Here is a 22,758-nt window from a genome sequence, read left to right as displayed (position 1 = left end):
CTCCAATTAATCCAATCAGACCAATTTGACAAGCGTCTATTACATCTGTAAAACTAGATACAAATAGGTATTAGATATGTTGAAACTCTCCAAAAAACAAGATTATGCGCTGGTGCTGATGTCTAAATTATCAAATTCTAGCCATCCAATTAGCTTAAATGTGGTGGCAGGGGAAGCGAACTTGCCGTTATCAATATTGCGACAATTAGCTAACAAATTGCGTCAGGCTGGATTGATTTCGAGTAAAGAAGGTGTGGGAGGGGGATATTGGGTGGCAGTTGATCCAAAAACCATCAGTTTTGCCCAAATAATCACCGCCGTTGATGGGCCGATTGCGTTGACCGATTGCGCCAGTTGTCAAAATAAAGGGTGTCAGACATCTCCTCAAGTGAGAAAAATAAACGCGGAAATTATTGAAAAATTACATTCAATCAAATTGGATAAATTGGATTGATTGGATGAATTGGAAAGTTGAATAATGCTAAAAATAAATAATTTATCTGTAAACGCCAGTGATAAAAAAATTATTGAGAATCTGTCGCTTGAAATTGAAGCAGGCGAAGTGGTGGCGATAATGGGGCCAAACGGTTCAGGCAAAAGCACGCTGGTATCTTCCATTATGGGCTCGCCAAATTACGACTGTTCTGCTGGGCGAATTATTTTTAATCATAAAGACCTCACCAAATTAAGTGCAGACAAACGATCTGCACTGGGGATATATGTGGCATCGCAACATCCCATAGAAATTCCGGGGCTAACCGTGGCTTCAATGCTGCGGGCCGCGGTTAAAAATCATCCTCATCTTAAAGTAACTGCCGCCAGTTTTCGGTCAAATTTAATTTCGGCGCTTAACTCGGTTGGTTTAGATCAAAGCTACGCTAATCGTGCGGTAAACGACGGGATGTCTGGAGGCGAGAAAAAGCGGTTGGAATTGGCGCAAGCATTGGTATTGCAGCCAAAATTATTGATCTTAGACGAAATTGACTCCGGGTTAGACGTAGATGCACTTCATCTGGTTGCCGACGTTATTAACCAATACCGTGCACCTGATCGAGCAATTATTATAATTACCCACTACCAACGCTTGCTAGATTTAGTCAAAGTTGATCGGGTGTTGGTAATGCAAGACGGAGCGATTGTCAGAATCGGTGGTGCGGATTTATCGCAGAAGGTAAATAGCACTGGGTTTAGTGAAATTAATAAATAATTTAAATTTTCCAATTAGTCCAATCAATCCAATTAAGCCAATTGACCCGGAATGACAAGGGAACCATGAAAAGCGCAGTTAAATACCAAACACCAAAAGGACTTACCGCCGAAACGGTTAAGGCTATTTCGCGTCGCAAAAATGAGCCAAAATGGATGCTAGATTTTCGGCTTAAATCTTACACTCAATTTTTAGCCAAAAAACTCCCAATTTGGGCACAAAGTAAACTAATTGACGAGATTAATTTTGACCAAATCACCTATTATTTGTCCACATCTGACAAGCCGCAAAACAGTTGGGACGATGTTCCAGACGATATCAAGCAAACATTTGATAAAATTGGTATTCCGCAAGCGGAACGCCAATTTCTGGCCGGCGTATCGGCGCAATTTGAATCCGAAGTGGTTTATCATCACATCAAAAAAGAGTTAGATGACCAGGGAGTGATCTTTTGCGATATGGACACGGGTTTAAGAGAATATCCCGAAATCGTCAAAAAATATTTTGCGTCTGTTGTTCCGGCAAATGACAACAAATTTTCCGCCCTAAATTCGGCGGTGTGGTCGGGAGGCAGTTTTATCTACGTGCCTAAAAATACCAAAGTGCGCTTGCCGTTGCAGGCATATTTTCGCATTAACGCGGAAAGCTTTGGCCAGTTTGAGCGCACGTTAATCATCGCAGATGAAGGAAGTGATGTTCATTATATAGAAGGGTGCACCGCGCCGGTATATTCCACGTATTCGCTTCACGCCGCGGTGGTGGAACTAATCGCGTTGCCCGGTTCACATATTCGCTATACCACAGTGCAGAATTGGTCCAAAAACATCTACAACTTGGTGACAAAACGGGCATTTGTGTATGAAAATGCGTTTGTAGAGTGGGTGGATGGCAATTTGGGCTCGCGGTTAACGATGAAATATCCGAGCGTGTATTTGTTAGGTAACGGGGCAAAAGGTGATATTTTGTCCATTGCGTATGCAGGCAAAGATCAGTACCAAGATGCCGGCGCCAAGGCAATCCATTTGGCAAACAACACCTCATCAACAATAATTTCCAAATCGATTTCAAAAGATGGCGGCCGGACCAGCTTTCGCGGGACGGTAAACGTTGGTAGGGGGTATAGCGGAGTTAAGAACCGAGTTCGATGCGATGCATTGCTGTTAGACGATCGATCACGATCAGATACGTACCCCACCATCAAGGTTGCCGAACCAACGGCGTTTGTGGAGCACGAAGCGTCGGTGAGCAAGATTGGTGACGCTCAACTTTTCTATCTAACTAGTCGAGGATTGTCAGAAAGTGCGGCCGCGTCTCTGATCGTCAACGGATTTATTAGCCAGTTTACCAAAGAATTGCCGTTTGAATACGCCATTGAGTTAAACCGGTTAATCGATTTGGAAATGGAGGGCTCAGTTGGATAACCGTTGTTATATAAATGGAAAGCGAAAAAGTGCAATGCTGAATCAGGCGGTGGTTAAAAAGTCGCAACAGATTTCGGTTATCGAATCGCGATTTTCGAGCCAGCCAGAGTCGGTCGATATGTCTTTTGTTGTCGAAGAAAGCGCCGGTTTCAAGTTGTGGATTATCACTAATTGCTCAATCAATCTTGAAGTGGTGATGGCGGGTCAAAATGCCACGGCCGATGTGCGAATTATCGGGATTGGACAAAATGGAGACGTGCTATCTATTAAAACACGCCAGATTCACCAAAGCCCGCTTACTACATCAAATTTGGAATATCGGTCGGTGTTGTCAGATCAAAGCGCTTCCGAATTTGATGGTCTAATCGAAATAACAGCGAATGGGCAACAAAGCGTAGCATACCAAAAAAATAGCAATTTACTGCTATCGCCAGGGGCAAAGGCCGCGTCAAAACCGTTTTTACAGATTTTGACCAATGATGTAAAATGCACGCACGGTGCTACCACCGGGCCGCTAAATCAAGATCAAATAAATTATTTATTATGTCGGGGGCTAACGCTGGACCAAGCTAGGCGCGAGTTAATTTTAGGTGGATTGTATTCCGCCGCCGAGATGTTTGCCAACAATAGAAGTAGAAACAGAGTGAGTAAAATTATTAATCAAGTTAGTCAAACACAGTTCTCGGACGCCTAGATCCTCGAACAAGAAATATCATTTTTTGTTCGAACGGAGTGAGAACTATTTTAAGAAAGTGACCAAAATGAAAAAACAATTCCCCTATTTCAAATCTAATCCATCTAGCGCTTATTTAGATTCGGCAGCCACATCGCAGAAGCCCAAGTCGGTTTTAGCGAAAATGGACGCATATTATCAAAAAAATAATGCCAATACCGGTCGCGGAGTCTCTACGGCTGGGAATCTTGCCAGTCAAATTTTAGCTGATAATCGTCAAATTGTAGCAGATTTTATTGGTGCAGGGGACGCAAAATCGATTATTTTTAGCAAAAATTGTACCGAATCACTAAATTTGGTGGCGTTTGGCTTTGCTAGAAATATATTAAAACTAGGTGATATTATTTTGGTTAGCCGCGGTGTGCATCATGCTAACTTGATGCCCTGGCAAGTGATCGCAAAGCAAACTGGCGCTGAGCTGGTAGCAATCGAGCTTAACCAATTCGGTCAAATAGATTTGGACGATTTAGCCAAAAAGCTATCTAAAAAAGTCAAAATTGTGGCTGTGGGGCATGTTTCAAATGTTTTGGGTCACCAAAATCCAGTTGAACAAATCGTTAAAATGTCGCACCAATTTGGTGCAAAAGTGGTGGTTGACGGCGCGCAAGCGGTTGGGCATATGCCGGTTGACGTGACCAAACTTGATGCCGATTTTTATGCGTTCAGCGCGCATAAAATGTATGGGCCAACCGGTATTGGCGTCTTGTACGGTCGCGTAGAACTACTTGAGCAAATGTCTCCGTTGATTTATGGCGGTGGGATGATTTCTGAAGTAACGTTTGATTGGTTTGAGCTAACAAAATTGCCACATCGATTTGAAGCGGGCACAGTGGATGTTGCCGGGGTGGTTGGTTTAGGTGAAGCAATTCGGTTCATCAATAAAATCGGTTTGAATAAAATTCAACAACATGATCGTGATTTGGTAGATCAATTAATATCAAATCTGGCCGAAATTCCAGCAGTGGAAGTGTACGGCAAAAACCAGTTGTCGCTTGTCTCATTTAATATTAAGAACGTACATCCTCACGATTTAGCTCATGTTTTGGATGAGAACAAAATCACAGTGCGTTCGGGAAAGCATTGTGCCATGCCGTTGTCAGATCATCTGCGTTTGCCGGGTACGGTTAGAGCCAGTTTTGGGATATATAATGATTCGTCTGATGTGGATAAATTAATCGCTGCGGTTAAAACTGCGGTGGATAAATTGTATGTCAAATGATATCTATCAACAAGAATTACTAGATTTAGCCCAGTTTCCAACCGGCGCGGATCGAATAAAAAATCCGGATGTTGAAATTGAGCGGTCGCACCTTAGCTGCGGTGATAAAATTAAGCTTCAGGCTAAGGTCGCTTTGGGTAAATTAAAGGTGTCATGCCAAGTTGACGGATGTCTAATTTGCCAAGCTTCGGCATCGCTAATGTGTCGTGAGGTTAATGGCAAAAGTCGAAACGAAACTCAAAAGCTAATTTCTGATGTCGACCAAGTCTTAAAGGGGTCTAATCCGCCAGACAGTTTGATTAGTTTAAGTGGCGTAGCTCAGTTCCCAAATCGCCATGGGTGCGCTTGGTTGCCTTGGCAGGGGTTGTCAGATTGTATATCAAAATTGGATAAATTGGCTTGATTGGCAGGGATGACGAGGATGAAAATAGATCCTAAAATTAATACGATGCTTTCAAAAGTTGTTGATCCCGAACTAAACATCAACATTGTAGATTTGGGACTAATTTATGGTGCCGAAGTGACAGATCGCCACGTTAAAATCACCATGACCCTTACCACGCCGTTTTGCCCGTACGCATCTAGCCTAATTCAAGAAGTGAAAGATCAACTAAACAAAAATAACTATTCTAACGTGGAAGTAGTGGTGGTTTTTGACCCAATTTGGGATCCTTCAATAATGGCCAGTCAAGAGGTCAAAGATCTGCTGGGGATTTGGTAAAATTTTGGGGGTTGATGTACACTTATTTTAGTAGGTGGTACAAATGCATAAAAAATATTTTTCACGATCTATGACATCGCTGGTGCTTTTAGGATTTGTTTTAGTTTTATCGATTGCCGGGATGATTTTATCAAAAAGTACCAAGGTGATGGCTGATACTTACACATATTGTAGCAACGATGGCACCACAGACGGCAATAATATTTCCACTGCATACGACGTAGTGGTTTCTCAGCATACTTATGCCGATCCGGCTACTCCCACATCTTTTTCGGGAGACGTAAGAATTGACATATTGGATCGAAATTTGAGTATCGTAGCCAATGCTATGGCAAGCGTGGAGTCAATTGTTTTTAGTAAAGTTACCATTAGCGGCAGTCAATATGATCATTGCGTGGCTACTAGTAATGCTTTTGATTACGTTGACAAATATCACGGGAGCGTTCATGTTACAGCAAAGTTAATTACTGAGCTGACTGCGTATGGGGCAAATGGAACCGCTAAAGCAAAAGTCGTGAACGCTAGTAGTGGTAGTGTTTTGTTTGAAGTCCCGGAAGAATTGGCGGTAAACAGTGGTGCGGTTAGTATGTATCAGGTGACGCCTTTTACCATCACTTCTCCAACCAGTGGCCAGACTCTAACCTCTAGTACGGTCACAATAAGCTATACTTCCACTAAAATGGCTCCAACATATCATGCTCATTATAGTATAGATAGCGGTACCGAATATACCGATTCCACATTAAATGGATCATACCAAATCACCGGTGTGGCTAACGGCTCACATATATTGCGTGGGAGATTGGAGAGAACGTCTAATAACTCCAGAGTAGCGTATTCAGACGTCTATGTAGCTTTTTCAGTTAATGCTCCTGCGCAAGGTACCGCGCCATCTATTTCATCTCATCCATCTAGTGTAACTGTAACCGCTGGGCAAACCGCTACATTTTCAGTTTCTGCGTCGGGCACGGCGCCGTTGTCATATCAGTGGCAAAAAAATAGTGCCAACGTTTCGGGGGCAACTAGCTCGTCATATACTACCGGTGTTTTATCTACCTCGGATAGTGGTAGTAAATATAAATGCGTAGTTACTAACGCTTACGGCAATGCTACCTCCAACGAAGCAACTCTAACGGTGAATGCGGTGGTTGGCAGTGATTCTACCCCAACCCCTACTCCAACTCCAAGTACAGCCGCCAGTAGCAATACCGGAAATAATAACACCGGTAATACCGGTACTAGTAACACGGGTACAAGCGCAACTGCCGCGCCTCAAGTTGTAGTAGCCAACACCCCAGCACCTCAAGTTGGGGTATCTGCTGGTACCGGTGCTGCTCCAGCTACTCCGGTATCATTTATTAATGTACCATCTAGTTTAACTGCAGAAGATTTCCCCGGAGATCAAGGCGGAAATACTACTCTAAAGTGGAAGGCATCTACCTCATCTACTATTAACGGTTATATGGTTTACCGTAGTACTACAGATCAAACCAAAGATTTTGTAAACGTAGCTAAAACTGAAAAAACAGTATTACAGTATATCGATACTAAAGCAGATGTTGGTACTACATTTTATTACTTTGTTAGAGCATACAAAGGTACCTCTGAATCAAAAAGCTCTAATACGGTTAGTTTTGCTTCAGTAGATAACCTAGCTCCGGGTATTCCGGTTAACCTAGCTGTTACCAGTTACTCAAAATCTATCATTAAACTATCTTGGACTGCAGATATCGATGCCGATTTATCTGGATATATTTTGAATATTAACGATGCGTCGGGTGCAAACATAGAGACGGTAAAGTTAGAGAAATCCGTTACTAGCTACAATTTAACACTGGCAGATCATGCTAAACTCAAACTAGCCACAGACTACCAGTTTACTCTACAAGCTACAGATAATCACAATAACACTTCAAACCCATCCACGGCTGTTACCGCGTCATTTAAAGAAGCTCCTGTTGTAGTTCCAACTGAAACTAAAACTCAAGCCCAGAAACTACTTACCCCGACCAACTTGTCAATCGGTGGTGGAGCTACGTTAATCATAATCTCAGTCGTTGGTTGGCTAATCCGCCGCCGGCTAACCCGATTGCCGTAATAAATGCTTGACAATGATTGTCTATGAACTAATATGATGTCAAGGGGAGTACCATTACAAAGGTAGAGTCGTGCCGCACTGGGCGTGTGGGACGACGTTGCTACGACTGGGGGTCCAAGATGGCTAGCGCAATGATGAGCCTTGACCGTTCGACAGCGTTTCGCTACGGCTTCATGTCGTCAAAGGCCTCTGGTGCATTGGGTCAATACCTCAATAGCGGCCAAGTATCTCCCGATCAGCAGGGGGCGGTAAACCAAGCGCGAGCGATGATTGTGAATGTCGTGCAAGCGCACTCGATGTTCGTTGATCCCGGCGCCAAGTTCGCGCCAACCGTGGAGATGCTTGATGCCTGTGGGTGTGCGCTGGGAGTAGTTAACGCCCATCCGGACGACTTTGGGGTGAATACCCCCGACGATTTCGCGCGCCTGTTCATCCAGTTTCAGGAGACTCTGAATACTCTCGCCAACGGGACAGCGCAGCGGGTAGACGTCGAAAGATGTCGGAAGTTCTTCCGTCAACTAGCCGGCCAGATGCACGGCTGGTTGTCTGTTTCGACAAACTGCGCCTAGGGATGATCGCGTAGTGGTTGTGACTGATGGCTCTGTGCCAACGTAGGGCGTTTCTTGCAAGAAACGCCCTAGTTCTTTTTTGTAGCTTTGATTGCAAATTGTGGTTATTTGTGTTTTAATTTAAATATGAAAAATCCAATAATTTATTTAGATAACGCGGCGACAACTAAGATCGACGACCGTGTTTTAGCCGAAATGATGCCGTATCTGACAAATCAGTATGGCAACGCTTCGAGTATGCACCAACTTGGATCCGAAGCTCGCGAGGCGGTGGAATCAGCACGCGATAAATGCGCCAAAATACTTAATTGCTCGCCAGATGAGATCATTTTTACCTCCGGAGGTACCGAAAGCGATTATTTAGCGCTGGTAGGAGTAATGTCGGACGAATCGAAACGTAGCGAGCTGATCGTGTCACAAATTGAACATCCGGCTGTTCTGTCGACTGCCGAAAATTTACTTAAACGCGGATTTACGGTCAAATACTTGCCGGCAACAGCCGAGGGAATAGTGGAAGTGTCTACGTTAGTGAACACGATAAGCGATAAGACTAAATTTGTCTCGGTAATGTATGCCAATAACGAAGTTGGGTCGGTGCAGCCGATTACTGATCTCGCTACGATATCGCATCAATCCGGCGCTATTTTTCATACCGATGCTTGTCAAGCGGCTGGTTATCTAAATCTTGATGTCAAGAAACTAGGCGTGGACTTGCTTACGCTAAACGGATCAAAAATTTACGGTCCCAAAGGGGTTGGATTGCTTTATGTAAAGAATGAGGTTGATTTTAGTCCGGTAATGACCGGTGGCGGGCAAGAAAACCATCGCAGAGGTGGCACCGAAAACGTCGCCGGCATTGTGGGATTGGCCAAGGCGCTCGAAATTGCCCAGGCAAACTGTCAAACTGAGTCTAAGTGCATTTCCGGTTTACATGACCAATTAAAAGACCAGCTGCTAAAAATGCCGAATACTTTAGTTGTGGGCTCAGAAAGCAACCACGTGCCTCATATTCTAAATATCAAATTTGCTGACGTCGATGCCCAAAACCTAATTCATGCTCTAGACCAACGTAGGATTTGCGTTTCGGCCGGCTCGGCGTGTAGCGCCACGTCCACCGATCCATCGCATGTTTTGCTGGCGATGGGTATATCTTATCAAGATGCTTTTACGTGCATTCGGTTTAGCTTGGGGCGGTTTAACACGTCAGACGAGATCAAGAAAGTTGCCGAGTCAATTAAATCTATTCTCAAATTGGATTGATTGGCATTTAAGAAAATATGATATAATTTCCACATGAGTAATAATAACAAACCAATTTCTAGAACCGATGGTGTAACGGTCGAAATTGATCGCGAAGCTTGTATTGGTGCAGCCAGTTGCGTCACTATCGCCGGTGCGGTTTTTGAACTAGATGATGAGCAAAAAGCAATCATTATTGATGCAAACGGCGAAGATCTAGACACTATCATTCAAGCGGCACAAAGTTGTCCTACCGACGCCATTATCGTTAAAGATAAAGACGGCAACCAGTTATGGCCATAACTGGTAAGCACGAAGCACTATATCCGAAATTCGAAACAAATCAGAAGCACTAAATTCAAAACATTTGAATTTGTTTAGAATCTAGTGCTTAGAATTTAGAATTTTGAGGTTAAAAACCTCTCTTATCCACAGGCTAGCGCATTCTCCCTCTTGACAAGCGTGGTACGCTCAATCTACTATGAGCTTAAGTAAGCATAAATGACTTCGAGAGGAGGTGATTTACGTGGAAGGATATTGCGTTAAGTGCAAAGCCAAAAGAGAAATGCAAGGTGCAACTCAAATTACCATGAAAAATGGCAAACCAGCTTCAACCGGAACTTGCGGAACATGTGGCACCAAAATGTTTAAAATTGGCAAAGCATAATAATTAAATCTAATTATTAAATAGAAAATCCACGGCTCGTCCGTGGATTTTCTGGGTGTTACTTCTACTTTGTCATTTCGACCCCGTGAGCTTCCACGAACGGTTGGAGAAATCTCCTTAAAAAATTGAAGGGATTCTTTCTCAGATTTCTCCGACATAGTCGATTTGACAATCTCCTAGGGTCGAAATGACATAACGTGAGCATCCTTTATCTCTAGCGCTAAAAGTGGTAATATATCTTTATATGAAAAAACTTGAATTATGGTTTACCGCTCTCTTGCCTGTGCTCGATTTTGTGGCTGTTTTTTTAAGCATCTTGGTAGCCAAAAATCTGCGTACTACTTTAGACATTTTGCCGCTTGATCAAACTCGGGTGCAAATAAATAATTATCATTTTCTAATTTGGTATCTGCCGATACTGATCTTTTTTTACGCCTTTCACCGTTTGTATATCCTTTCTGAAACTCGTAAGAGCGGCCAACAACTAATTCGAGTAGTTTCAGCTACCTCTACCACCATTATGATTATGCTGATGGTGGTGCTGTTTGGACGTACGCCTTTTATCGAAAACCGCTACGAAAACTGGTTCACTTGGTCAAATAACATCTCTCTTTTGACCATTGTTTATTTTTGGATCGCCTCAATCATCGTTACATTTGGCGTTCGGCTGGTTTATCGTTTCTTACTCAATTTGCTTTTAGAAGAAGGGATTGGGCAAAAACGAGTTTTGCTAATTGGCAATACCAAAGTGGCAAAGACAATTATCGACACTACATCGCGTGAAAAAAGCCGCGGTTTAAAAGTGATTGGCGTACTTAAAACCGTCAGCAACACCGATCATCATATTGAAATGAAATGCGTTGGCACGCTGGCAGATATTGATGATGCCATAGCTAAACTTAAGCCCGATATCATCATTCAAGCCGATCCAGATTTGGATGATGAATTAATGATTGATGTAATAGACCGAACCAACGAGCTTAGGCTTGATTTTATTTTTGCTCCAAACTTATTTGAGGTGCTATCTAGTAACGTTCAAGCCGAAAACATTGGTGGGGTACCACTGTTAGCGCTGCGCCGCACACCTCTTGATGGTTGGGGCAAGATTTTCAAGCGCGCAATGGACATTGTAGGCTCTTTGCTGTTGTTAATCATTTTATCGCCGGTAATTTTGGTTACGGCAATTTTGGTTAAGCTTCAAGATTTGGGGCCAATATTTTTCTCGCATGATCGCATTTCACGCGGTAAACCGTTTAAGATGTATAAATTTAGATCGATGGTGAAAAACGCCGAGAAACTAGAGGATAAACTACGCCAACAGTCTAATGAGCGTGGCGATGGTCCGTTGTTTAAGATGAAACATGATCCTAGAGTAACACCACTCGGTCGATTTTTACGGGCCAGTAGAATAGATGAAATTCCTCAGCTAGTGAATGTGCTGTTTGGCAAAATGAGCCTAGTTGGGCCGCGTCCGCACTTGGCAAAAGAAATTGCCAATTACCAGAAACATCACCGTAAAGTGCTAGCTATAAAACCGGGGATGACCGGTATGGCGCAAATTTCCGGTAGCTCCGATTTGTCTTTTGAAGAAGAAGTGCGTTTAGACACTTATTACATCGAGCATTGGAGCTTGTGGGCGGATATTGCCATCATCATCAAAACCCCATGGATGATCATATTTAAAGATAGAAGCGGGTGTTGATTGCTAGGTAAATGTCAGTATCTGTCATTTCGACTCGGGAAGTGTGTCAACACGACCACGGTGGAGAAATCTTAAGAAAGAATCCCTCCCAGTTTTTTTTCGAGATTTCTCCAACCTCTCGACAACGCTCGAGGGGTCGAAATGACAGGTAATACAATTGGATATAAACTAAATGAACACCAATAATCCTAAAATCGCTCTAGCTCACGACTACCTCATCAAGAATGGTGGGGCGGAAAAGGTGTTGATCAGTCTGCATCAGCTTTTTCCAAGTGCGCCGGTGTTTACATTACTGTACGACGAAAAAAGTACTCACGGCGTGTATAAAGATTGGGATATTCGCACCTCATATCTGCAAAAACGCCCCGCAATTCAGAAACTTATTAACTACTATCGCGCCGAAATGCCGCGAGCGGTGGAAAGTTTTGATCTATCTGAATTTGACGTGGTAATTTCAGATTCATCTAGCTTCATCAAAGGCGTAATTACTCAGCCCAATACGAAACATATTTGCTACATGCACACCCCCACCCGATTTTTATGGTTTGATATCAAAAGCCATATTGAACGCGGGCGATTTGCCGGCGCGTTAAAAGGGTTGGTGCCGCTTATGCTGCATCGCCTGCGTCGATGGGATGTGATTGCTTCATCGCGGCCAGATGTGATTATTGCAAACTCAAAAACCACCCAAGATCGCATTACCAAGTTTTATCATAAACCGAGCACCGTAATAAATCCGCCGGTAGACGTTGATCGATTTGATATCAAAAAACGTGACACTAAAGACGCTTTTGTGATCGTTTCGCGCCTCGAACCGCATAAAGACGTTGATTTAGCAATAAAAGCAGCCAATTTGAGTCAAACTAAATTGGTGATTATCGGTGATGGTAACGACAGCGAGCGACTTCAGGAATTAGCCGGGCCAACGGTCAAATTCTTAGGACGGGTTTCAGATCAAGTTCGTGACGACTGGTTGTACCAAGCTAAGGCGTTTTTAGCCCCGCAAACCGAGGATTTTGGCATTACTATGGTAGAAGCGCTGGCGGCCGGATGTCCGGTAATCGCCCGAAACGCTGGTGGAGCGGCAGAAATCGTCACGCCACACACCGGTATTCTAATTGACTCACTCGACGCGGAAAACCTGGCAGATCAGCTAAAAACGTTTGATTCGTCTAAGTTTAAGCCAGAGGATTGCCATCTTCGCGCTATGCAGTTCTCGGAAGACAAATTCAAAGAAAAGATCTTAGCTTTGGTCTCGCATAACTAAGGGTAACAATGGATTTTTTACTGGATCCCCGAATAGTGTCCTCTCTCCGAGCCTATCGGCTCGTAGAGCCGGAGGCCATCGTCTGCAAACGGATTACGGACGTCGGGACGCTAAGCGTTCCTTTGCCCCGCTTAGCGGGGCGGGGATGACAAATATAATAATTATTAAATTCACATAAACAAAACTGGACAAAGATGTTCTAAAATAGTATCTTAATGCCATCATGCTGTGCCGGAGGGCTACTATGATCGTAGTCATTGATGGAATTCCCAGCGAACGCCAAGACGGCGTCGGTGATCTTGTGCAGACCATTTTGCGCACGTGTTCGCTGGTCGATTCAGTGGTGATAGGCGGTATCTGCTACGGCGAGACACCAGCAGGTGGTAGCGTAAATGTGTTCGGGATCATTAATCCGGACATGTGGGATGAGCTGGGTAGTCTTCAAAACGTCGATCTGCAGATCAAGCGTGTTGGAGAGCTGGTGCAAGACTACACCAAGCAATTCTCGCCCTATACCACCATCGATGTGGCAACCACCGCAAAGATGTTCTCAGCGACATTCTCCTAGGACTTCGGCAACGTTCTTCCTGGTTCACTCCGCCTTGGTGGTTCGCCACCCGGGCGGTTTCCTTTATTAATTGTTATTCTGACTTGATCTGGACAAAGATGTTCTAAAATAGTATCTTAATGCCATCATGGTTCATGGGAGACATTGATGCGAGTATTAGTGTCTGGGTACGATGACGGAGAGCATCAATGGACTCCGTCGGATGAGTTATTGAGGTACATTGCGGATGTTTCCTGTCGGACATTTGCCGTCGAGAGGGTAGAACCGGTATTTGGTCGAAAAGATGTGCGACTTACTCTGGTTGTCGAACCCTCAGACGTTGCGTCGGAGTTTGGCCGCGAGGAAATCGAGGGCATCGTGTACAACATTGCCCAGTTGCTGAAGGGATCCGTAATGCCTCGAGCTTTGCCTATTGGCGAGTATGTCGCAGTTATCGAGCCGTTGTTCTCCCGGGTCTACTAGACCGGTGCCTGTCCGCCTTGGTGGTTCGCCACCCGGGCGGTTTCCTTTTGCTATTGTGGCGCGATGATGGTATAAATGAAATAGAGTATTTAACTTACGAAAGGATAAAAATGGAACTAATAGATTACATCAAAATATTTGGTCGCGCCAAGAAATTAATCATCTTTGGTACACTGCTTGTGGTGCTTATAACCGCGCTATTCATTGCTACCGGAAAAACCAGATACGACACCTCGTTAACTCTAACCATTGACCGTGTTTCAATCATTGATCAAAAAACCACCCCATACTATCTGTATGATGGATATTACGCTCAGCAAGCTGGTGGTTTGTTTGCACAAACTGTTGGTAACTGGATGATTTCACCAAGCGTTGTTAAGAGTATTTATGCCAACGCCGATGTTGATTTGCCAGATTTACGCTCATCAACTCAATTAGGCAAATTATTTACGGTTAAACAGTTTCAGCCAGCCACTGTGGACATCACCCTGCGATCAACCGATTCGGTTCAATCCGAAAAGTTGCTCAACTCTGCCAACACGGTTTTGCAAGGCTTAACCGACGAGACTAATGCCGCCAAAACTGACGAAAAGTATGTTTTACGTGCTTCCGGCCCGGTGAGTGTTAAAGTGCAGCCGTTTTGGGCACTAGATATTACCTTAGCGGTTGTGATTGGATTGGTTTTAACCACCTTCCTGGCAATGCTGGGTACTTATCTTAAAAAAGATTCCAATTAATCCCATTTAACTAATTTGACCAATTGGGTAAAAGGATAGGCACTAATGGAGGGGAAGCGTCTAAGTGATATTAAACCGATACGTCGCACGGTGGTAGCTGCCCCCGTGGAGATTCCGGTGCATCGCGTTTTTGCCGCTAGCCAACGTCACGATGTATTGTCGGTTAAAAACGCTGCTCCAGACCATTCTCAAGATCGGTTAGAGTGGTACAACGAAAAACAACCATCATTGGTTAAATTCAGGGGTTATCCGGAAAACATCGCCAGGCATTCAACTCGATTAAAAAGCAAAAAACGTCAAATTGCCACTCGTAAAATATACGCATTTACGTCATTTTTGGTTGCGCTATCTATCTTATTTATGAACATTTTGCCGGTTTCGGCTTTGGTTGGCAGCGCTCAGGCCAACATTTCAGACAGAGCTAAATCTGGCATTGCCGAGCTAAAATTAGCCGAAGAGTTGGTAAAACAGCAACAATTCAAAGAAGCTGGAGTGCATTTTGATCGTGCCACCAGTCAATTTGAGCAAGCAAAATTGGTGATATTTGAAGCCGGCCAGGGCTCAGAAATTACCTCATTATTCGCTCAGCATGATCAAATTTACACTGCCTCGGGGTTACTGGTTGCGGCGACCGATATTACACGGTCCGGGTCAATTTTGATGACGATAGCCGAAAACATCAGTAACGCGGCCAAGATCAATAATGAAACTAATGCCAGTACCGAAAGTAATCCAATGTCTAAAGTTAGTGTGGTGTTAAGTGGCATAATGGAGTCAAATAATAACAATATTCAGCAATCGCAAAAAATTGTCGAGTTGCTAACCGATGCTCAGTCTCAGGTAGATTTGTATGCCAAAACTCCATCCACTGAACCAACACTGGAAAAAACGCGTTTACAGTTGGTAGAACAGCTGCCAACGTTGTTGCATCAAGCCAAATCATTAAATAACTTACTAACCGAACTGCCGTTGCTGTTGGGCAAAGATAATACTAAAAAATATCTGGTGCTATTTCAAAACAACTCCGAATTGCGTCCGAGCGGCGGATTTTTGGGCTCTTTTGCCACTATGTCGATCAAAAACGGCAATATCAACAGTTTTGCGGTCGAAACCAACATTTACAAATTAGATAACACTTATGCCAAAATGTATCACATCGATCCGCCGGCGCAAATTGGATTGATGACTAAAGACTGGTTGATGCGTGATTCCAACTGGTCGGTAGATTTTGACACCGCTGCCAAGCAAGTGGCGTGGTTTTACAACCAAGAAACCGGCATTAATGTTGATGGCGTGCTGGCCATAGACACTAGCTTAATTTCGTCAATGCTAGACGTGGTGGGTTCGGTTACTATTCCAAAAGATAACATTACGGTGAACAAAGACAACTTTAACGCGGTAACCACGCAAGCGGTGGAAAAAGACTACTGGCAAAATAGCGCCAACAAACAGGCCAACGAGCCAAAATCGATATTAGCAGATATGGTGCCAATTTTGCTGCAATCCATGTTTAAACAAATGTCTACTGATCCGGGTAAAATTGCCCAAGTATTTTACGATGCGGCAATGGAGAAACATTTGTTATTTGATCCTCTTTTTATCACTAATAAAGATACAAAAGCTCAATTATCGCTCATAAATCCACTGCCAAAAAATGATGATTTTCTGATGGTAAATAACGCCAATTTAGGCGGGTTAAAGAGTAGTCTTAATATTAATCAGACCGTGGCGGTAACCATTAAACCAACCAGCCACAATACTATTTTGCACTCAGTTGAAATCACTCGAACCCACACCGGCAATGGCGTGTGGCCCGATACCGATAATCACAACTATTTGCGGTTAGTGGTGCCGGATAACGCTACGCTTGTTAAGAGTGAAACAAACGGGGTTGAAGGAGTGGCGCCGAACGAGGGCACGACCACCCAGAAATTTGATAATTATCAGACGTTTGGCTTGTGGGTAACCACGGCGGTCAAAGCCACCACTGTAACCAAATTTGAATACGAAATGCCGATAGTGAAAGATAAAAATGGAGTAAATACGGCGCAGTTCAGCTATGTAAAACAGCCCGGTACCATTGGCGATAAATTAAAACTGAATTTGGTAAATGCTAATGGTCTAACTTTCCAAAACATTCAGACTAACTTTGAACTTTACACCAAAACCAATTGGCAAACGGCGATGGTGCTAAAATAGTGTAAAAACTGTCATTTCGACTCGGGGAGAGTCGCAACTCGACCACGGTGGAGAAATCTGAGAAAGAATCTCTTCAAAATTCATTTTGAGATTTCTCCCTCCGGGCTTACGCCCTAAGAGGGCAGGAAGCCAACAGCTCGACAACGCTCGCAGGGTCGAAATGACAACGCCTATTGGAGGTCGGATTATGGACGAACTGTGCGTTGACGTCGTTCTGGTTGAGGATTTCATCCAACCAGAAGATTTGCAGCACGTATGTTGCCATTGCGGTCATGTCCGCAAGAAACGAGGAGGGAGCAAGATTCGGTGCGGTTGGTGTGGCTTTGTGCTTAGAAGCGCTATGGTGCGCTTTGTAGATTGGGACAACCTGGATGTCGTTTAGCCCTGTAAGTCAGATAGATTTGCAGGGTTGCCCTTTTAATAAATCAAATAATCTGTTATAATATCGCTATCAAATCTCCAGGAGTACGGGATTGGGCACACCATACCTTGTTGGAATCGAGTCGGCTAGGTTGGTCGAAACCTCTGTTGCGAGGCGGTCAGGCGTTTTTGTTGACGCCACCTCGTGGACGTGTCGGTTCGACGGCACCAATCACTTCACCCCGGCCGCGTATTGCAAGAAGTGCGGCAGAAGCCGGCGGGACGCTGAGCCGAATTCGACCTCTGCGATGTCCACCAGCGCCTAGTTAGCCAAAAGCTGTTCGTAGTGAACAAGAGAGACTTACTCTTCGCATTGAAGGGGGTGATGGCTTTGAGAGAGATCGTTGTGCACCAGTCTGGCGTGAAGGACAAGCGTATTATTCTTGACTCGTCCACTGATGGTTACTGCTGCGAGCATGGTGACTTCACGATCGATGCCCGAGACGCCGTTCGATATGGTGGGCATGTCTGGCCAATCCAGTGTACGTCGTGCGGGTTGATCTTTGCCTTGAAGTGCAACCCCTGTAGACGCGTCAACGGAATGCAGGTCCTCGAGCGCGAAATCGTCGCGTGATCACTGTCAAGTTACCCGCGCTAGCCTTATGGCCGGCGCGGGTGATTCATTTATATAGATTCCGGGTCGAGCCCGGAATGACAAGAGATGTTTAAGTTGAATTTGGCTCTAATCTAGTGTAAAATGAATTAGTAAACACATAAAAGGACTTGATGAGTAACGAAGCGACCGGTCATACCTATGACGCCAAAAACATTACCGTTTTAGAGGGTTTAGACCCTGTACGCAAACGTCCGGGTATGTACATTGGTGGCACCGGCATTGAAGGCTTGCATCACCTAATTTGGGAAGTGGTAGATAACTCCATCGACGAAGCGATGGCCGGGTTCTGCGATCAAATTGATATCATTATGAATCCCGATAACAGCGTCTCGGTAGCAGATAACGGGCGCGGTATTCCGGTAGATATTCATCCAACCACTCACAAATCGGCGCTGGAAACCGTTTTAACCACTCTGCACGCCGGTGGTAAATTTGGTGATGGCGGATATAAAGTTTCAGGTGGATTGCACGGCGTTGGTGTAAGCGTAGTTAATGCTTTGTCCGAATGGGTCAAAGCCGAAGTATTTCGGGATGGCAAAATCTACGCTCAAGAATATCATCGTGGCAAACCGGTAGCCGATGTCGCGGCGTCCGGTACCTCAACCGGCACCGGTACTACCATCACCTTTAAGCCAGATGCCGAAATTTTTGAAGTTATTGAGTTTGACTGGACAACTATTGTAAATCACTTACGCCAGCAAGCGTATCTAACCAAAGGCATCAAACTAAACATTCGAGATCAGCGCACCGAAGAAGTGCAGACGTATTCGTTTTATTTTGAAGGTGGAATTGCCAGTTACGTGCGTCATTTGAACCAAAACAAGCAGTCAATTATTGATCCGCCGTTTTATGGTGAAAAAGAGTCCGGCAATTTGATGGTAGAGGTGGCGCTGACTTATAGCGATGATTTTAATGAGCACGTTTACACCTTTGCCAACAACATTCACACCGTAGAGGGTGGCACACACTTAACCGGTTTTCGGTCGGCGTTAACTCGGGTAATTAACGATTACGCCAAGAAAAGTGGTTTATTAAAAGATGCAGATGGCGCGTTGACCGGTGAAGATGTGCGCGAGGGCTTGGTGGCCGTTGTATCAGTAAAATTACCAGAGCCGCAATTTGAAGGCCAGACCAAATCCAAATTGGGTAATGCCGATGTTCGGGCGGTGGTAGAAAACATCACTACTGAACTGCTTGGTTATTATATGGAAGAACATCCAAACGAAGCCAAGGGTATTATCGAAAAATGTTCCTTGTCGGCACGGGCGCGTTTGGCGGCAAGAGCGGCACGCGACACCGTTATTCGTAAAGGCGCGCTAGAAGGCATGACCTTGCCGGGTAAATTGGCTGACTGTTCCGAAAAATCAGCCGCCAAATCAGAAATATTTATTGTTGAGGGAGACTCGGCTGGTGGTTCGGCCAAAATGGGACGAGACCGTCGTTTTCAAGCCATTTTGCCACTTAAAGGAAAAATTCTAAACGTCGAGCGTGCCAGATTAGACCGCATGTTAGCATCAGATGAAATCAAGGCGTTAATTGTGGCCATTGGGGCCGGCATTGGCGATATGTTTGATATCAATAAGGTGCGCTATCATCGTATTGTCATCATGACAGATGCCGATGTAGATGGAGCTCACATCCGCACGCTTCTCCTAACTTTCTTCTTCCGATATTTTCGCGAAATTATTGATGCTGGCTACGTTTATATCGCTCAGCCGCCACTTTACGCTGTAACCAAAGGCAAAGACAAACATTACGCCTATAACGACGAGGAAAAAGCGGCGCTGTTCAAAAAGCTAAACATTAAAGACGATTCAGTAGTGCCGGAAGATGATTTAAGCGAAGAAGCGGAAACGCCGGTAGTCAAATCATCCAGATACATCGTACAGCGCTACAAAGGTTTGGGTGAAATGAACGCCGAGCAACTATGGGACACCACCATGGATCCCGCCAACCGTATTCTGTTACAAGTAAGTGTATTTGACGCCATGAAGGCCGACGAGCTGTTTAGTATGTTAATGGGTGATGAAGTACCGCCGCGCAAGCGATTTATCCAAACCCACGCCCACTCAGCTACCCTAGACGTATAAGGAAAACGAAATGCCAGAAGAAACAGAAATTGAAAATTCAAACATCGGCCGGATACAAATTCAGCACGTCGAAGACGAGGTGCAGAAAAGCTATCTAGATTACGCCATGTCGGTTATTGTTGCGCGCGCTTTACCAGATGTTCGCGACGGCATGAAACCGGTGCATCGCCGTGTTATTTACGCCATGCACAAGCTCAATTTAACCGCCTCGGCCCGATATCAGAAATCCGCCGCTGTGGTGGGACAGGTGATGAAAGATTTTCACCCGCACGGCGATTTGGCAATTTACGATACTGTGGTGCGTATGGCACAAGATTTTTCGATGCGTTACACCATGGTAGATGGTCAAGGTAACTTTGGCTCAGTAGATGGTGATGGCGCGGCGGCAATGCGTTATACCGAATGTCGCATGGCCAAAATTACCGCCGAAATGTTACAAGACATTGACAAAAATACTGTTAATTGGGTGCCAAACTACGATGGTCGTTTGCAGGAGCCAAAAGTATTACCGGCTAAAATACCACAGTTGTTACTTAACGGTTCGGTTGGTATTGCGGTTGGTATGGCCACCAACATTCCACCTCACAACTTAACCGAGCTGTGTGATGGTATTATCCACCTCATAGATAATGGCGACGCCACTATTGATGAATTAATGCAGTTTATAAAAGGTCCAGATTTTCCTACCGGCGGCATTATTTATAACCTAGATGACATTAAAACCGCATTTTCCACCGGTCGCGGGCGCATTATCATTCGCGCTGTTGCCGAAATTGAAGAAGACAAACGTGGTCAAAATCGCATTATCATCAGCCAGATTCCATATCAAGTAAACAAATCCACTTTGGTAAGCAAAATTGCCGATTTAGTCAAAGAAAAGCGAATAGAGGGCATTTCAGATTTACGTGATGAATCAGACCGCACCGGTATGCGCATTGTGGTTGAATTAAAGACTTCGGGCTATCCCAAAAAGATTTTGAACCAACTGTATGAGCTAACCCAAATGCAAGTAGCATTTCACGTGAACATGCTGGCGCTAACACCGAATTTAGAGCCGCGCACCATGACCCTCAAAGAAATGCTCGAGTTCTTTATTGTCCACCGCGTCGAAGTGCTAACCCGTCGCACCGAGTTTGAGTTGGGCAAAGCCAAAGATCGTTTACATATTTTAGAGGGCTTAAAGATTGCCCTAGATCATTTGGACGAGGTAATTAACACCATTCGCGCGTCTAAAGATCGTGCCGACGCCAAAGTGCAGTTGATGGCAAAATTCAAATTGTCCGAATTACAAACCGATGCCATTTTGGAAATGCGCTTGGCGCAACTAGCGGCATTGGAACGTCAAAAAATCGAAGATGAATATGAAGCAGTGAAGAAAGAAATTGCCAGATTAGAAGATTTATTGGCGCATCCGGAAAAAATTCGCTCCATCATTAAAGCCGAGCTAGCTGAAATTAAAGAAAAATACGGTGATCCCCGCAAAACCACTATCGTGCCACATGCGCTAGACAAATTTGTGGCCACCGACCTTATTCCAGACGAGCAAGTGGTGGTTTCCATTACCCGAGACAACTACATTAAGCGCGTGCCTACCTCTACCTATCAAAGCCAGATTCGCGGTGGAAAAGGGGTAATTGGCATGACCACCAAAGATGAAGATCAGGTTGATCGGCTGATTATTGCCTCTACGCACGATGATTTGCTCTTCTTTACCAACAAAGGGCGCATTTTTCAGACCAAAGTGTACGAAATTCCTTCGTCTTCGCGCCAAGCTAAAGGTCAAGCGCTAGTAAACATCATCCAAATTTCATCCACCGAAAAAGTTACCTCGGTGCTTACCTTGAACGCCGAGCAAAAGAAATCTTATCAGTATTTCCTGTTTGCCACAGTTAAGGGCACGGTTAAAAAATCCAAAATTGCCGACTACGCCAATGTGCGCAAAACCGGTTTAATTGCCATCAATCTAGATAAGTCAGATGAGCTACGTTGGGTGCGCACCACTACCGGTTCGGACAAGGTGATAGAAGTTTCCAGTAACGGCCAAGCCATTTACTTTGATGAGACCGATGTGCGAGTAATGGGGCGATCAGCTGCCGGAGTGCGTGGAATGAAGTTGCGCGCCAATGATAGCGTGATGGCCATGGACGTAGTCTCTAACACCGTAAATGCAGATCCGGATTTGTTAATTGTGCTGGAAAATGGCTTTGGCAAACGCACTGCTTTGTCTCACTTTACGCTACAACAGCGAGGCGGTATTGGGATGCGAGCGGCAAATTGCACCGACAGAACCGGCCATATTATTGGCATGTATGTGTTAAATTCAAATAATGGCGATGTATTAATGATTAGTCAGCGCGGCCAAGTGTTGCGCACCAAATTGAATACGATTAAGAGATTGGGTAGAGACACGCAGGGCGTAACGATGATGAAATTGCCAAATGACGACAAAGTGGCTTCGGTTACAATTATTTACGATGAGCCCGGTGATGCCATAGAAACTAAAGCCGCCAAATCTCCGGTTAAGAAATCAAACCCGGTAAAGAAATCTGCTGCTACTACTAAAAAAGCCTTGGCAAAAAAACCAACCAAGGCAAAAGCCAAACCGGCACCAAAAAAATCTGTTGCTAAATCAAAACCGGCGGCAAAAAAGTCTAAACCGGTTACCAAGTCGCAAAAACCTGTGACTAAATCAAAACTAGTGACAAAATCCGTTAAGCCGATTAAAGAATCAAAGCCGGCAGTCAAAATTAAAGTCGAAACACCAAAGCCACAAATTAAAATCCACGATTACCAACAAGATAATAAATAACAATTTTTAATTTT

At 44.4% G+C, this 22,758-nt stretch carries 19 protein-coding genes; all 19 read left to right on the top strand.

The window, feature by feature from the left end; genetic code table 11:
- Window positions 1-76 precede the first annotated feature (76 nt).
- The 19 genes from WC773_01655 (at window position 77) to gyrA (ending at window position 22,744) form a co-directional block, all read left to right on the top strand.
- Window positions 77-454 carry an Rrf2 family transcriptional regulator gene (locus WC773_01655; GenBank protein MFA6082108.1) on the top strand — a complete coding sequence of 126 codons (378 nt, stop codon included), beginning with the start codon at window positions 77-79 and terminating at the stop codon, window positions 452-454.
- Window positions 455-478: 24 nt separating this feature from the next.
- Window positions 479-1,207 carry a Fe-S cluster assembly ATPase SufC gene (gene sufC, locus WC773_01650; protein ID MFA6082107.1) on the top strand — a complete coding sequence of 243 codons (729 nt, stop codon included), beginning with the start codon at window positions 479-481 and terminating at the stop codon, window positions 1,205-1,207.
- 65 nt (window positions 1,208-1,272) lie between these two features.
- Entirely contained in the window at window positions 1,273-2,628 is a 1,356-nt protein-coding gene (sufB, locus tag WC773_01645; GenBank protein ID MFA6082106.1) for a Fe-S cluster assembly protein SufB, read from the top strand.
- Window positions 2,621-3,322 carry a SufD family Fe-S cluster assembly protein gene (locus WC773_01640; protein MFA6082105.1) on the top strand — a complete coding sequence of 234 codons (702 nt, stop codon included), beginning with the start codon at window positions 2,621-2,623 and terminating at the stop codon, window positions 3,320-3,322. Before sufB ends, WC773_01640 begins: the two co-directional genes overlap by 8 nt.
- A 67-nt stretch (window positions 3,323-3,389) precedes the next feature.
- Window positions 3,390-4,580, top strand: coding sequence for a cysteine desulfurase (locus tag WC773_01635; GenBank protein ID MFA6082104.1), 1,191 nt, complete (start codon window positions 3,390-3,392; stop codon window positions 4,578-4,580).
- On the top strand, window positions 4,570-4,983 hold the full coding sequence (locus WC773_01630; GenBank protein MFA6082103.1) for an iron-sulfur cluster assembly scaffold protein: 414 nt from the start codon (window positions 4,570-4,572) through the stop codon (window positions 4,981-4,983). The genes WC773_01635 and WC773_01630 overlap by 11 nt, the downstream gene beginning before the upstream one ends.
- Window positions 4,984-5,028: 45 nt before the next feature.
- A complete protein-coding gene (locus tag WC773_01625) occupies window positions 5,029-5,301 on the top strand; it encodes a metal-sulfur cluster assembly factor (GenBank protein ID MFA6082102.1) in 273 nt (90 codons plus the stop codon).
- Between the two features lie 43 nt (window positions 5,302-5,344).
- Complete coding sequence (locus WC773_01620) at window positions 5,345-7,399, top strand: Ig and FN3 domain-containing protein (protein MFA6082101.1); 2,055 nt, start codon at window positions 5,345-5,347, stop codon at window positions 7,397-7,399.
- Between the two features lie 131 nt (window positions 7,400-7,530).
- The gene (locus WC773_01615; GenBank protein ID MFA6082100.1) at window positions 7,531-7,968 is read left to right on the top strand and encodes a hypothetical protein; all 438 of its coding nucleotides are present in this window, start codon (window positions 7,531-7,533) and stop codon (window positions 7,966-7,968) included.
- 126 nt (window positions 7,969-8,094) lie between these two features.
- Window positions 8,095-9,228 carry a cysteine desulfurase family protein gene (locus WC773_01610; GenBank protein MFA6082099.1) on the top strand — a complete coding sequence of 378 codons (1,134 nt, stop codon included), beginning with the start codon at window positions 8,095-8,097 and terminating at the stop codon, window positions 9,226-9,228.
- Window positions 9,229-9,261: 33 nt separating this feature from the next.
- Window positions 9,262-9,510, top strand: coding sequence for a ferredoxin (locus tag WC773_01605; protein MFA6082098.1), 249 nt, complete (start codon window positions 9,262-9,264; stop codon window positions 9,508-9,510).
- 223 nt (window positions 9,511-9,733) lie between these two features.
- Window positions 9,734-9,874, top strand: coding sequence for a DUF5679 domain-containing protein (locus tag WC773_01600; GenBank protein MFA6082097.1), 141 nt, complete (start codon window positions 9,734-9,736; stop codon window positions 9,872-9,874).
- 244 nt (window positions 9,875-10,118) lie between these two features.
- Complete coding sequence (locus WC773_01595; GenBank protein MFA6082096.1) at window positions 10,119-11,576, top strand: sugar transferase; 1,458 nt, start codon at window positions 10,119-10,121, stop codon at window positions 11,574-11,576.
- A 172-nt stretch (window positions 11,577-11,748) separates the two neighbouring features.
- A complete protein-coding gene (locus WC773_01590) occupies window positions 11,749-12,843 on the top strand; it encodes a glycosyltransferase (protein MFA6082095.1) in 1,095 nt (364 codons plus the stop codon).
- A gap of 244 nt (window positions 12,844-13,087) precedes the next feature.
- Window positions 13,088-13,411, top strand: a complete 324-nt coding sequence (locus WC773_01585; GenBank protein ID MFA6082094.1) for a hypothetical protein — start codon at window positions 13,088-13,090, stop codon at window positions 13,409-13,411.
- 572 nt (window positions 13,412-13,983) lie between these two features.
- Window positions 13,984-14,610 carry a hypothetical protein gene (locus tag WC773_01580; protein MFA6082093.1) on the top strand — a complete coding sequence of 209 codons (627 nt, stop codon included), beginning with the start codon at window positions 13,984-13,986 and terminating at the stop codon, window positions 14,608-14,610.
- 45 nt (window positions 14,611-14,655) lie between these two features.
- Complete coding sequence (locus tag WC773_01575; GenBank protein MFA6082092.1) at window positions 14,656-16,809, top strand: DUF4012 domain-containing protein; 2,154 nt, start codon at window positions 14,656-14,658, stop codon at window positions 16,807-16,809.
- A gap of 1,146 nt (window positions 16,810-17,955) precedes the next feature.
- Entirely contained in the window at window positions 17,956-19,935 is a 1,980-nt protein-coding gene (gene gyrB / locus WC773_01570) for a DNA topoisomerase (ATP-hydrolyzing) subunit B (GenBank protein ID MFA6082091.1), read from the top strand.
- A gap of 10 nt (window positions 19,936-19,945) precedes the next feature.
- Entirely contained in the window at window positions 19,946-22,744 is a 2,799-nt protein-coding gene (gene gyrA / locus WC773_01565; protein ID MFA6082090.1) for a DNA gyrase subunit A, read from the top strand.
- The last annotated feature ends 14 nt before the right edge of the window (window positions 22,745-22,758 follow it).

Source organism: Patescibacteria group bacterium, assembly GCA_041660565.1.
In the GTDB taxonomy this organism is placed as follows: Bacteria; Patescibacteriota; UBA1384; order CAJBMM01; family CAJBMM01; genus JBAZWC01.
The sequence above is the reverse complement of the archived record's forward strand: the minus strand, read 5'-3'. Positions and strand labels throughout refer to the sequence as shown.